At 68.7% G+C, this 12,695-nt stretch carries 10 protein-coding genes and 1 pseudogene; 6 read left to right on the top strand and 5 right to left on the bottom strand.

All coding sequences use genetic code 11. The annotated features are described in order from the left end of the window. Nucleotides 1-26: 26 nt before the first annotated feature. Nucleotides 27-452 (bottom strand): PPOX class F420-dependent oxidoreductase, encoded by a 426-nt coding sequence (locus tag A5701_RS06925; protein ID WP_067750125.1) that lies wholly within the window; start codon nt 450-452, stop codon nt 27-29. Nucleotides 453-678: 226 nt separating this feature from the next. Here A5701_RS06925 and A5701_RS06920 point away from each other — a divergent pair, with 226 nt between their 5' ends. The 4 genes from A5701_RS06920 to A5701_RS06905 all read left to right on the top strand — a co-directional run bounded on the left by A5701_RS06920 (nt 679) and on the right by A5701_RS06905 (nt 3,834). Next, on the top strand, nt 679-861 hold the full coding sequence (locus A5701_RS06920) for a hypothetical protein (protein ID WP_067750123.1): 183 nt from the start codon (nt 679-681) through the stop codon (nt 859-861). 45 nt (nt 862-906) lie between these two features. Continuing rightward, a complete protein-coding gene (locus tag A5701_RS06915; RefSeq protein ID WP_067750121.1) occupies nt 907-1,350 on the top strand; it encodes a nuclear transport factor 2 family protein in 444 nt (147 codons plus the stop codon). Between the two features lie 198 nt (nt 1,351-1,548). Continuing rightward, nucleotides 1,549-2,943 carry a wax ester/triacylglycerol synthase family O-acyltransferase gene (locus tag A5701_RS06910; protein ID WP_067750115.1) on the top strand — a complete coding sequence of 465 codons (1,395 nt, stop codon included), beginning with the start codon at nt 1,549-1,551 and terminating at the stop codon, nt 2,941-2,943. 18 nt (nt 2,944-2,961) lie between these two features. Continuing rightward, complete coding sequence (locus A5701_RS06905) at nt 2,962-3,834, top strand: alpha/beta fold hydrolase (RefSeq protein ID WP_197498997.1); 873 nt, start codon at nt 2,962-2,964, stop codon at nt 3,832-3,834. 25 nt (nt 3,835-3,859) lie between these two features. On the opposite strand, the gene A5701_RS06900 is transcribed toward A5701_RS06905, so the two are convergent. Then, nucleotides 3,860-4,345, bottom strand: coding sequence for a nuclear transport factor 2 family protein (locus A5701_RS06900; protein WP_067750113.1), 486 nt, complete (start codon nt 4,343-4,345; stop codon nt 3,860-3,862). Nucleotides 4,346-4,702: 357 nt separating this feature from the next. Between A5701_RS06900 and A5701_RS06895 the strand changes: the two genes are divergently transcribed. Beyond that, nucleotides 4,703-9,193: an HAD-IC family P-type ATPase gene (locus A5701_RS06895; protein ID WP_067750111.1), complete on the top strand. Its 4,491-nt coding sequence runs from the start codon at nt 4,703-4,705 to the stop codon at nt 9,191-9,193. A 5-nt stretch (nt 9,194-9,198) separates the two neighbouring features. On the opposite strand, the gene A5701_RS06890 is transcribed toward A5701_RS06895, so the two are convergent. Genes A5701_RS06890 through A5701_RS06880 form a run of 3 tightly spaced genes read right to left on the bottom strand, consistent with a single transcriptional unit; the run spans nt 9,199 to nt 12,222 of the window. Continuing rightward, entirely contained in the window at nt 9,199-9,792 is a 594-nt protein-coding gene (locus A5701_RS06890) for a PaaI family thioesterase (RefSeq protein ID WP_067750295.1), read from the bottom strand. A 16-nt stretch (nt 9,793-9,808) separates the two neighbouring features. Continuing rightward, nucleotides 9,809-10,609: a mycofactocin-coupled SDR family oxidoreductase gene (locus A5701_RS06885; RefSeq protein WP_067750109.1), complete on the bottom strand. Its 801-nt coding sequence runs from the start codon at nt 10,607-10,609 to the stop codon at nt 9,809-9,811. Between the two features lie 2 nt (nt 10,610-10,611). After that, nucleotides 10,612-12,222, bottom strand: a complete 1,611-nt coding sequence (locus A5701_RS06880; protein WP_067750107.1) for an NAD(P)/FAD-dependent oxidoreductase — start codon at nt 12,220-12,222, stop codon at nt 10,612-10,614. A 279-nt stretch (nt 12,223-12,501) separates the two neighbouring features. Between A5701_RS06880 and A5701_RS06875 the strand changes: the two are divergent. After that, nucleotides 12,502-12,695: pseudogene (locus tag A5701_RS06875) on the top strand (hydroxylase); the annotation flags it as partial.

The raw sequence follows: 12,695 nt of genomic DNA, 5'->3' as shown, positions 1-12,695 counted from the left end.
CGTCGCGGAAGTCCCAAAATTCGGGGTCAGGCCGCCCAGGGGCCGATTCCGCCGACCCTGTCGATGCGAATGCGGGTCAGGAACCCGGGCGGCGCGCCGTCCGGCGGGAACTGGGTACCCGGGTCGCCCAGAATCGGGTTGAGTTGGGCGAGAAGCTCGGGTGCGCCGCCCTCGACGATCCGTGCAGTCCCGGCGATCGAGAGGTAGGGCCGCATCCCGGTGTGCGCCCCGTCGAGCGACACGATGGTGACGGCCACCCGGGGGTCGTTGCGGACGTTGCGAACCTTCTTGTGCGCGGCCAGGTGCGCGGTGACGAGTTCGTCCCCGTCGGGGGTGGACTGCAAGGCGACCCACACCAGGCTGACTTGGGGGCTGCCGTCGGGGTTCAGGGTCACCAGGGTGGCGTCGGCGCCCCTGCCAATGAGGTCGCGGGCGGCGTCATTGAGTTCCATGCGTTGTTCTACGGCCCCGGGCCGGGATTCATTCCCGCATGCGGAATAAGCGGCGCCGAACGCCGCGTTCCCGATCCCATAGCCGATGTTTCATGCACATTTGAATTTGGCCAGTTGGCTGTACAAGTGCGAGGCGGCGGTCCTAGCGTCGACGCCAGAAACTCGTCGGGAAGGGAGCTGGCTCGTTGAGCACCGAACCGGGTCCCGCGCGCCATCGGTATGCGCGATGAGCGATCCTCAACACCCCTCGGGCATCGAGTATCTCCGCGCCGAAGTCCTTGATCGACTGGACGCGCAGCCGTTCGAGGACTGGTCCCCCGCGCTGCTGCGCGCCCTGATCGCGATCTTCGACCTGAACGGCGTGACACCTTCCAACCGCCTCGGTTTTCGGCCCCACATCGTGAAGTAGCGGTTGCGCTTTCGCGTATTAGGCTGCGCCCGAGGAGTCACGACGGTGGAGAACTGGGAATTGGTGGCGCGCGAGCGGATCCGCGACACCCTGGCGCGATACAACTGGGCGGGTGACGCCGGCGACGTGGCGGGCCTCGCCGAGACGTTCTGCGCCGACGGCGTCCTGGAGATTCGCGGCCTCGAGCCGTTGCGCGGCCGTTCGGCGATTGCGTCGTTCCTCGGCGGCGTCAACGTCAACCGGCCGTCAAACGTCCAGCCGATTGTGCGCCACAACCTCACCAACCTGCTGTTCACCGAATTGACCCGGGATTCCGCACAGGTGTCGTCGTATTTCACGGTGCTCACCCACGCCGGCCTTGACCATTTCGGCCGGTACCGCGACACGCTGGTGCCCGACGGCGACGCCTGGCTGATCAGGCATCGCAAGGTGTCAACCGACTGGGCCGCGCCCGACTCGGCCATGGCGAGGCGGACGGCGCGGGGCTGAGTCCTGCGCGCCGGTGAACGCCGGTGGCGATTTCGTTAAATGTCTCGCTCACATGTTTGCCCGAGACGGCGAAACGGCTACAGATAGAGATCACACCTAGAGATTGCGGTCGACCCTGATTGCGTTCGCCGGTGGCACCCGGCGCTGACCAGAGGTCATGTGACCAGCGGTCAGAGCGCACAAAAGATACGAGCGGATATGCAACGACTCAGTGGGTTAGACGCGTTCTTCCTCTACCTCGAATCTCCGACACAGCCGCTGAATGTTTGCTGCGTGTTGGAGCTCGACCCGAGTGACATGCCGGGCGGCTACACCTTCAGCCAGTTCCGGAGGGCGCTGGCGGCGCGAGTGGACGCGGTGCCCGAATTCCGTCTCAAGCTGGCGGACAATCAGCTGAACTTCGACCATCCGGTCTGGGTCGACGACGATCGTTTCGACCTCGCGCGGCACCTCCAACGAGTCGCGCTGCCGGCACCGGGCGGGTCGAGGGAGTTAGCGGAGATCTGCGGGCACGTCGCCGGGCTGGCACTGGATCGCGATCGTCCGCTGTGGGAGATGTGGGTGATCGAAGGCCTGCACGGCGGCGACGCGCTTGCCGTCGTCCTCAAGGCCCACCATGCGGTGATCGACGGGGTGGGCGGCGCCAATCTCCTGGCCCAGTTGTGCAGCACCGCGCCGGACGCCCCAGCCCCCAAGCCCGCCGCCCGGTCCGGCGGGGCGAATCCCCTGCAGATCGCCGCGTCCGGACTCATCGGCGCCGGGTTGCGGCCGTGGCGCCTGGCCAAGGTGTTGCCGGCAACCGCGCTGACGCTGGCGCAAACGCTGTTGCGGGCCCGCGGTGGCGGGCAGACCATGGCCGCCCCGTTCGCGGCGCCGCCGACGGCGTTCAACGGCCCATTCACGCGGCGCCGCAACGTCGCCCTGACCACCCTTGATCTCGACGACGTCAAAAAGGTGAAGAACAGGTTCGGAGTCACCGTCAACGACGTGGTGACCGCCCTATGCGCCGGCGCGTTGCGGCAGTTCTTGGTGGACCGCGACGAACTGTCGGACAGCCCGATGGTGGCCAGTGTGCCGGTCTCGGTGCGGGGCAAATCAGACCGGCCGGGCCGCAACCAAACCACGTGGATGCTGTGCCGGCTGGAGACCCATATCGAGGATCCGGCCGAACGGCTGAGTAGCATCGCGCGGGGCAACGCCGCGGCCAAGGACCACGCCGCCGCCATGGGGTCCAGCCTGCTGCAGGACTGGACGCAGGTCGCCGGACAGACCATGTTCGGCACGGCGATGAAGCTACTGCCCCGGATACCGCTGCCTGATAAGCCGCCGCACAACCTGGTGCTGTCCAACGTGCCCGGACCACAGGAACAGCTTTACTTCATGGGCTGCCGGGTCGACGCCATGTATCCGCTCGGTCCGATCATCGCCGGCGCCGCACTCAACATCACGGTCATGTCGCTCAACGGCCGCCTGGGCATCGGCCTCATCTCCTGCCCCGACCTCGTTGCCGACCTCTGGGACCTCGCCGACACCTTTCCCGCAGCGCTCAAAGAGCTCCTGAATTGCAGTGAATCGAGCCACCAGCAGAGCTGACCGCCACGGCATGGCAAGGTGACACCCGTGGCCGACACCGTTACCCAGCAAGACCTGCGCGAAATCAGCACTCCCAAGGGCGCTTTGCGCTACTACGACTGCGGCCCGGAATCCGCCCCGGTGTTGCTGTTCCTGCACGGCTCCGGACCGGGCGTCACGGGGTGGCGCAACTTCCGCGGCATACTCCCCTCGTTCGCCGCGCGATTCCGCTGCCTGATCCTGGAGTTTCCCGGGTTCGGCGTCAGCGACGATTTCGGCGGTCACCCGATGGTGACCGCGTTCGGCACCGTGCCGCCCTTCCTGGACGCGCTCGGCGTCCAACGCGCGCACATCGTCGGGAACTCGATGGGCGGCGGCGTCGGCATCAACTTCGCCACCAATAACCCGGACCGCGTCCACCGATTGGTGACCATCGGCGGCATCGGGACGAACATCTTCAGCCCCAGCCCCAGCGAGGGCATCCGGCTGCTGCAGGAGTTCGTCGAGGATCCCACGCGGCAGCGGCTGGTCGACTGGCTGAAATCGATGGTCTACGACCAGGCGCTGATCACCGAGGAGCTGGTCGAGGAACGCTGGGAGCTGGCCACCGACCCGGACACGCTGGCCGCCGCGCGCCGCATGTACGGGAAAGCGGCCTTCGGCGCGATGAACGCCGCCATGGCCGCGTCCGACCGGCCGATGCCGTGGGCCGTCATGCACAAGCTGACCGCGCCCACCCTGCTGACCTGGGGGCGCGACGATCGCGTGAGCCCGCCGGACATGGCGCTGATCCCGATGCGCACCATCCCCAATGCGGAGCTGCACATCTTCCCGAACTCCGGGCACTGGGCGATGATCGAGGCCAAGGAGGCGTTCGAGAGCACCGTGCTGGCGTTTCTTACCAGGGACTAGCGGCGATCGCGAGCGCGGGCGAATCTCACTCCGCCGCGACCGACCCCGCCAGGCCCGCGGTCAGCAACTCGTGGGCGGCGGGATTGCCGTCCAGGATTCGGCTGGTGCGCGCACCGATCCGCCATTGCCCCTCGACCCGGACCATCACGAAATGGTTTGCGGTACAACGCCATACGCGATATCCGTCGCCGTCGCGGATCAGCACCAGGGACTCACATAGCGCCACCGCCGAATCGCCGGTGACGGTGACGACGCATGGCCCCAAGAAATGACAGCACCCCTTGGCCACCAGGTTCTGGTGGGCCGACGACTCGACCATGGCGTGCACGGCGGTCCGGCCCTCCATGCGCCAGCCATCGACGTCGTAGCTGCCGTCGCTCGCCCACAGGCGCGCAGTGGCCTCGGCATCCCCGGCATCCACCGCAGGACCGTACGAGGCGATCAGACGGGCGATGTCGCGCTCGTCCTCGAGTCGGCGCAGCCGCGCGGACAGGTCGTCGATGTCACTCATGGTTGCTCCTCGTCGCCGGGATCGCGGCAGCGGACCACCGCTGATCCCCACACGTTAGGACGCACGGCACGACCATCGAGGGCGTGCCGGCTTCCTTCCGGAGCGGGCGTTACCACCTCGGCCCAGGGGGGTTTGCTCAATCTGCGAATCAGGTGGCCCGAACATTTTGATCGAGCGGCCCTAACAGCCGCGATCACTTGTTACATGTTCTTTACCAGTACCCGTCTCAAGTTGCTGGGTCCCTGACCCCGAGTTAGGTTGGTCGGGTTTGCAGTCGTCGGCCAGCGTCGGTCGGCGGCCTTCCCTCGCGGAGAACCGCGAAGCAACCATTCGTCATGTGCGTGAAAGGGGTTGCGCGTGCGACAGCTTTCGCCGCTGCGGGTGGTGTCGACGGGGCTCGGCGCCGCCGCGGGACTTGGCGACGCGGTCGGCAGGCTGGCGACCGCCGGTCTCGAGGCTGTCGCGCTGCCGGTCCGGGTCGGCGCAAAAGTGGTCTCGGGTGAGGTATCTCGCTCCACGCTGACCCGACGGTGCGGGCGCGGTGACGGGCGGCTGTGGATCGAGGTACGCGGCCTCGACGGCACGGGCGGGGCGACACGTGGCCGCGCCGCCGTCGATGCGCTGCGGGCACAGCCCGGTGTCACCAAGGTCAGCCTGAACCGTCCGCTGTCGCGGGTGGTTGTTGAGATCGACGACGGCGGGGCGTCGCTCGACGAGCTTTGCTCCGCGCTTGACAGCGCTGAAACAGCCTACGGTGCAGGCGATTCCACGCGCGCCGAAAGCCTGCCCGGCGACGGGCTGCTGTTGGTCACCCGCGGCGCGATGGTGGCCGTGAACGCCGCCGGGTTCGCGGTCGCGGTCGCCGGCCGGGCGTTGCGATTGCCGGCTGCCCCGATCGCCGTCGAGGCGGTGTCGGCGATCGCGAATTATCAACCGTGGCTGCGCCGCGCGCTCGAGAGCGGCATCGGCCCCGGTGCGACGGACACCGCATTGTCGGTGTTCGGCACCGCCGCGCATGTCGTGACGTTGTCACCGGCGAAGCTGTCCGTCGACCTGGCGATGCAAGGTTTCAAGGCCGCGGAGTCCCGGGCCGCCGCGCGGGCATGGGCCCGCTACGAGCCGGAATTGGCCCGGCACGCCGACGAGCCGGAGATGCAGCGGTTGGCGCGCCCGGTTGCCGCGCCGGCCGGTCCGATCGACCGTCACGGGAAGCGCGCAGCGTGGGTTCAGCTGATTGGCGTCGGGCTGACGGGAGCCCTCACCCGCAACGTGACGATGGCGTCGAACGCGGCGCTGGCGGCCTCGCCCAAGGCCATGCGCACCTCGCACGAGGCGTTTGCGGCCACGCTGGGCAGGGGCTTGGCGGATAAGCACGGGGTGCTGCCGCTGCGGCCGGAGGGTTTGCGCCGACTCGACAGAGTCGACGCGCTGCTCATCGATCCGCGCGTGTTGTGCGACCAGAGGATGCGGGTGGTGCGGGTGCGCGGCGCCCGCGACGGCGAGTTGCTCGGCGCCTGGACCCGCGCCCAGGACCTGCTCGACGACGGTGCGGCCCCGGGCTGGCACCCGATTCCCCCGGCCGCAACCGACGAGCAGGGGGCCAGCGATACGGTCGAGGCGCTCGTCGCACCGGCCCCTCACCCGCTCGCGCCGGCTCTGATCACCCGGGCGCGTGACTCAGGCGCGCGCCTGGTGTCGGTCGACACCGACCTGCTCGGCGACTTGCGTCCCGCTTTCGACGATGTCCTGCCAGTCCGTGACGGCGGCATCGATCATGCACTCGCCGATGCGGTTTCGCGCCTGCAGCATGACGGGCACACCGTCGCGGTGCTGTCCTCGCTTGGCGCACAAGCGCTTTCGGGCGCCGACCTGGCGTTGGGAATCAAGCCCAGTGCCGACGGCTCGCCGCCTTGGACTGCGGACCTGATGCTCGACGACCTGGCCGGAGCGTGGCGGGTGTTGCATGCGTTGCCCGCGGCCCGGTCGGCAAGTCAGCAGGGTATCGCGATATCGGTGGGAGCTTCGGCGCTGGGCGCGGTGTTCATGGTGCCCGGGGTGCGCCGGTTGCGCGGGCCCGGCCCGGTGACTGTCGGTGCCGTCGCGGGGATCCTGTCCGGATACCTGTTGGCCCGCGGCGCGATTCACACTTCGACACCCCGGCCGGCCCCGGCCTACGAGTGGCACGCGATGTCGGCTGAGCAGGCCCGCGAGGTGCTGGCGGCATTGCGCGACCCCGAGGAGCCCGCTGCCGCAACCGAACCCACACCGGGCGGCACGCGGTTCCCGGCCGCGGCGTGGGAGTTCGCCAGGGCCGCCGCCGCCGAACTAACCGGTGATCCGTTGACGCCGATCCTCGGGCTGTGTTCGGCGGCCACAGCCCTGCTGGGCTCACCGGCCGACGCGATCATGGTCGGGGCCGTGCTGACCGGAAATGCCTTGCTGTCGACCGCCCAACAGCTACGGGCCGAGAACCGGTTGAACCGCCTGCTGGCCCAGCAGGCCCCGCCGGCCCGCGTCGTCACCCCGGGGACCGATGCCGCGCGGGGCTACCGCGAAGTCCTCGTCGAGCAACTGCGACCCGGCGACGTGATCGAGGTGCGCAGCGACGAGGTGGTGCCCGCCGACGCTCGGGTGATCGAGGCGCACGACCTCGAGGTCGACGAGTCGTCCCTGACCGGTGAATCCCTGTCGGTGCAGAAGCAGGTCGAGGCCACGCCCGGGGCCGAACTGGCCGAGCGCCGCTGCATGATCTACGCCGGAACCACCGTGGTGGCCGGCACCGCGGTGGCGCTGGTGACCGCCGTCGGGGCCGACACCCAGACCCGCCGCGCGGCCGAACTGGCCTCCGGTGACCTGCCGACCGTCGGCCTGCACCATCAACTCAGCCAGCTGATGCGCCGCGCGTTCCCGTTCAGCGCGGGCGGCGGCGTTCTGGTCGGCGGGCTCGGCCTGTTCCGCGCAGGCGGGCTGCGCCAAGCGCTGGGCAGCGCCATCGCGGTCGCCGTGGCGGCCATCCCCGAGGGCATGCCGCTGATGGCCACCCTCGCCCAATCGGCGTCGGCGCAGCGGCTGGGCGAATGCGGGGCGCTGGTCCGGGTGCCGCGGGCGACCGAGGCGCTCGGTCGCGTCGAGGTGGTCTGCTTCGACAAGACCGGAACGCTGAGCGAGAACCGCCTTCGCGTCGCCGAGGTCCACCCCATGGCGGGCCATTCCCGCGAGGACGTTTTGCGGTGCGCCGCCCAGGCCGCGCCGGCCGACGACGGCAACCCGCACGTGCACGCCACCGACGAGGCCATCATCAAGGCGGCGGACGCGGTGCCGGACTCCGGTTCGCGCCCCGACCCCGACGCGCATCTGCCGTTCCGGTCCGGCCGGGCGTTCTCGGCCTCGGTGACCGGCACCCAGTTGACCGTCAAGGGCGCACCCGAGGTGGTCTTGGCGGCGTGCGGTGAGGTCGGCGCAGTCGTGGACGACGCCGTCGCCGCGCTGACTACCGCGGGACTGCGAACGATCGCGGTGGCCCAGCGGCGCCTGACCGCGGCACAGGCGCGAGCGTTGCGCAAAGACCCGGACGCCATCACCGGATTGTGCGAGACGGGCTTGGCGCTCACCGGATTTCTGGGCCTCTCGGACACCCCGCGCCCCCAGGCGCCGCAGCTGCTGGCGGACCTGGCCGACCGGGGCGTCGCGATCCGGCTGATCACCGGCGACCATCCCGTCACCGCCACCGCCATCGCCCGCGAGCTGGGGGTCACGGTGAGCGCCGACGAGGTGATCACTGGGTCGGAATGGAACGCCCTGTCCCGGCAGGATCAGCAGCGCGCGGTGACCGAGCGGGTGATCTTCGCCCGGATGTCGCCGGAGAACAAGGTGCAGGTCGTTCAGACGCTCGAGCGCGCCGGGCGGGTGTGCGCCATGGTCGGCGACGGCGCCAACGACGCCGCCGCGATCCGGGCGGCAAGCGTCGGTGTCGGTGTGGTCGCGCGCGGCAGCGACTCCGCGCACACGACCGCCGACCTGGTGCTCACCGACGGCCGCATCGAGACGCTCGTCGCCGCCATCGACGAAGGCCGCCGACTCTGGCGTGGAGTCCAGGCGGCCGTGGCCGGCCTGCTCGGCGGCAATGCCGGCGAGGTGATCTTCTCCGTCATCGGCACGGCGATCGCCGGAACCTCGCCGCTGAACACCCGCCAGTTGCTGCTGATCAATACGCTCACCGACGCGCTACCCGCGACCGCTGTCGCTGTCAGCACGCCCGCGGGGCCCGTACAGCGCGTCGGGAGCGGCATCGACGAACGCGCGCTCCTGCGAGCCGTGGCCGCGCGCGGAGCGCTCACCGCCACCGCCGCCACGTCGGCGTGGGCGATGGCCTCGGTCACCGGGCTGCCGCAGCGGGCCGCCACCGTCGCGCTGATCTCGTTGGTCGCGGTCGAGTTGGGCCAGACGGTCGTCGACTCGCACGCGCCGCTGGTGCTGCTTACCGCGGCCGGCTCGTTCGCCGCATTCACCGCGATGATCAGCACCCCGGGGATCAGCCAACTCCTGGGCTGCACACCGGTCGGCCCTGTGGGCTGGGCACAGGGGCTGGGCACCGCCGCGGCCGCCGTCCTCGCCGTTGCCGTCATGAATCAGTTGCGGTCGGGCCGCCGAGGCGATGAGCCTCCACTCACCGCTGCCACGGAACACGACGAGCCCGCAAACTCAGACCCGCATTTATCGCAGCACCGCGGCCCGCGGGCGCCGCATACCGCATTCCTGCAAGCTCCCGCGAAGGCCGCGCGTGCGCTGAGATTGGTGGACCGAGAACAGCATCGGATTCCGGCGGAGGCCGTCACCGATCGGCCGTGAGTCCCTCAGTCACGGTCACCGCGCGGCTTGATGAACACGCCTTCCGCACCGACCGTGATCCCCTGGCTATCGGTGATCTGCCCCTTCGCGAAGGTTTTCACGCCCTCGACGCGGTCGACCCACGCTTGTACCCGCACCGGACCCAGCGGGGTCCCCCGGACATAGCGCAGCGTGAGCGTGCCGGTGTAGGCCGGTCGACCGGGTTCGTGCGCGGTCGCGCCCAGGACGTGGTCAAGGACCAACGCGCACACTCCGCCATGGACGTGTCCCGGTGGGCCTTCGTAAGCAGCGCCCAGTGTGATCTCCGTCCAGACGACACCACCGGCGTCGCGGTGAATGACCAGCGGAGGGGCGACCGGGTTGCGCGCGCCGATCATCACATTGCCGGAGGTGACCGGTTGTCCGTCGGAGGGATGGCGAACACCGAACGAGCCCGGCATGAGCGTCTCGCTCAATTGCTCCACGGCGCAATCGATGTGCCTCTTCGCGGCCGCAACGGTACCCGCGCCGGCCTCGGTGCGGATCGTCGCGTCGATCAGCCGGCGGACGGACTGGGCGAGCGGTTCATATGCCGGCGCGCCGCCGCCGTCGTCTTCCATCATCCCCACCGCCCGATCATGTCGCCTTCTGCGAGAGGCCGGCGTCGACGACGAGCTGGGTGGCCGTGATGTAGCGGGCCTCCTCGGAGGCCAAGAACACCACCGCATTGGCCACGTCGACGGGCTCTACCCAGGGCACCGGCAGCAGGTTGCGCGCCCGCAACACTTCCGCGACATCCGCGGCGGTCGGGTTCTCGAGGTCCGGGCGTAAGCGTCGAAACGTCCCCTCGTTGAGAATCATCGGGGTCGCGACCGGCCCCGGATGAACCGTGTTGACCCGGATGCCGGTAGGGCCGAGCTCGTTCGCGAGAGTGCGCGCCAGCCCGACCACCGCGTGCTTGCTCGCCGTGTACGCCGCGGAATTGGGCGTCCCGCGAAGACCATTGGTGGAACTGATGATGACAATGGCGCCGCCGTCGCCCATGCGCGGTACGCCGGCCTTGACCGTGTGCCACACGCCGGTCAGGTTGATGTCGAGCGTGCGATGCCAATCCCGGGAGTCAAGTTCCCATGTCCGTCCGCCCGCAATGTGGATTCCGGCATTCGCGACGACGATGTCGAGGCGCCCCAGTGCCGTGACGCCGGCCGCTACGGCGTCGGTGACGGCCTCCAAGTCACTCACGTCGGCAACGCCCGTCACGCAGCGTCGACCGCGGCTTTCGACATCCCTTGCAGTGTCGAGCAACTCGTCGCTCGCCGCGGCGGCATCGAGCGCGATCACATTTGCACCCTCGTCGGCGAGGCGCTGACAATGCACCCGTCCCGTGCCCTTGCCTGCGCCGGTGACCAGCGCTACCTTGCCAACCAGTCTCTTCATCGTCACCTCTCGACCAGATCGAAGCCCGGGTAACCGGCCCCGGCAACCTCGGCGCAGATGTCGTTATAGGCGGCGAAGCCGCCGACGAATAGCATGAATCCCCTTGGCTTTCCGGGCACGTTGGCTCCCATGTACCAGGACTCCGCCTTGGTGAACAACGTGGCATCGGCGAGGCGGGCGCATTCGGCTCCCCAGCCGTCGACCGCGTCGCGGGTCGCTTCGATCGCGGCCAGCCCGTGGTCATCGAGGTAGGCAATGGCCGCGGCTATCCAATTCACCTGCGCCTCGGCGTGCAGCACCATGTTCGCCAGCACGGCCGGTGCCCCTGGACCGGAGATCAGGAACAGGTTGGGGAATCCGTCGATACCCAGCCCCAGGTAGGTACGCGGCCCGTGCGACCAGTCGTCCCGCAACCGACGACCGCCGCGCCCGATGATGTCCAACTTGGCCAGCGCACCGGTGAGCGCGTCGAAACCCGTTGCGAGCACGATCATGTCGACGTCATAGTGCACGCCAGCGGTGCTGATCCCGGTGGCGTCCACGGATTCGATCGGTGTGTCGCGCACGCTGATCAGCGACACGTTCGGCCGGTTGAAGGTGCTGAAGTAGTTGCTGTCGGTGCAGATCCGCTTCGTGCCTATCGGGTGGTCATTGGGTATGAGCAGCTCGGCCAGGGCAGGGTCGTCGATGACCGCGCGCACCTTCTCCTCGTAGAACTTTCGGGCCTCTTCGTTGGCGGTCAGGTCGGTCATCTGGTCGGGGAACGTTTTCGAGAACAGCACACCACCCAGCTGCCAACGCTTCTCGAACGCGGCCCGACGTTCCTCCGGCGTGAACTCCATCGTCGGCTTGGGCGCCGTGATGTGCGGTGACCCGCCGCCGCTGCGCCACGACAACCGACGCCTTTCGGCATAGTTCGCCTTGATGTCGTCGAGTTCGCGTTCGCTCAACGGCTTGTTGCCGGCGGGGACACTGTAATTGGGCGTGCGCTGGAAGACGAACAGATGCCTGGCGTGTTCGGCGATGATCGGAATCGATTGAATGCCAGACGAACCCGTGCCGATGACGGCGACGCGCTTTCCCGTGAAATCGACGGCATGCTGGGGCCACGCGGCGGTGTGGTAGATCTCGCCCGCGAACGACTCGAGTCCGTGGAAGTCAGGCGTCAAAGCCGCCGAGAGCGGGCCCGTCGCCATCAAGCAGAAACGGGCGGACAGGACGTCACCGCCGTCTGTGGTGACCACCCAGCGCAGCGTTGTTTCATCCAGTGCCGAGGACACGACGCGGGCGCGAAATGTGATGTCGCGGCGCAGGTCGAGTTTGTCGGCCACCCAGTTCAAATAGGCGAGGATCTCCGCCTGGGTGGCGTACTTCTCGGTCCAGTTCCACTCTTGCTGAAGTTCATCGGAGAAGGAATAGCAGTAGTCGACGCTTTCGACGTCACAGCGCGCCCCCGGATAGCGGTTGTAATACCAGGTGCCGCCGAGCTCCGGCGCCGCCTCCAGGACCCGCACCGACAGTCCCTGACCGCGGAGCTTGTGCAGGGCGTAGAGGCCGGCGAACCCGGCGCCGACCACGACGACATCGACCAGCTCCGCGCCACTCACAAGCACGCACGGTATGTCCTATCGCCCGTCGACCGCCGGGCCGGTTCCCGGTCACCGGACACTGCGGTGACATTGTCCCGGCTATCGGGCGCGCGCACCTTCGGACGCGGACCGGCCCTGCGACCGGCTGGAGGGCGTCATCCTGGCGTGCCAGGCCCGGCGCGTGCGCGCCGCGTTGTGCAGTCGATTCCGGCCGCATTTTCTTCCGCTCATCGGGAACGGCTTCGGCTGAGGCACGAACTGCGGTAGACCATTACTAAGCCCCCCAGACGTAAGGACACCAACATGAGCGAACGGGTACTCGACCGGGTCGTAGCGATGGCGGATCAGTTGCGCGACCAGGCCCCCGAGGCCGAGCGGATCGGCCGGCTCACCGACGACACGGTCAAGCTGATGAAGGGCGCCGGGTTGATCCGGCTGCTGCAAACCAAGCAATATCAGGGTTTCGAGGTCCACCCCCGCGAGTTCGCCGAGACGAC

The sequence above is a fragment of the Mycobacterium sp. E3305 genome (assembly GCF_001666785.1).
GTDB lineage: Bacteria > Actinomycetota > Actinomycetes > Mycobacteriales > Mycobacteriaceae > Mycobacterium.
The sequence above is the reverse complement of the archived record's forward strand: the minus strand, read 5'-3'. Positions and strand labels throughout refer to the sequence as shown.

Bases quoted from the DNA above. Each gene is read 5' to 3' on its own strand.
- A5701_RS06890 (WP_067750295.1), bottom strand. From the start codon at position 9,792: ATGGAAGACGACGGCGGCGGCGCGCCGGCATATGAACCGCTCGCCCAG.
- A5701_RS06885 (WP_067750109.1), bottom strand. From the start codon at position 10,609: ATGAAGAGACTGGTTGGCAAGGTAGCGCTGGTCACCGGCGCAGGCAAG.
- A5701_RS06910 (WP_067750115.1), top strand. From the start codon at position 1,549: ATGCAACGACTCAGTGGGTTAGACGCGTTCTTCCTCTACCTCGAATCT.
- A5701_RS06900 (WP_067750113.1), bottom strand. From the start codon at position 4,345: ATGAGTGACATCGACGACCTGTCCGCGCGGCTGCGCCGACTCGAGGAC.
- A5701_RS06920 (WP_067750123.1), top strand. From the start codon at position 679: ATGAGCGATCCTCAACACCCCTCGGGCATCGAGTATCTCCGCGCCGAA.
- A5701_RS06925 (WP_067750125.1), bottom strand. From the start codon at position 452: ATGGAACTCAATGACGCCGCCCGCGACCTCATTGGCAGGGGCGCCGAC.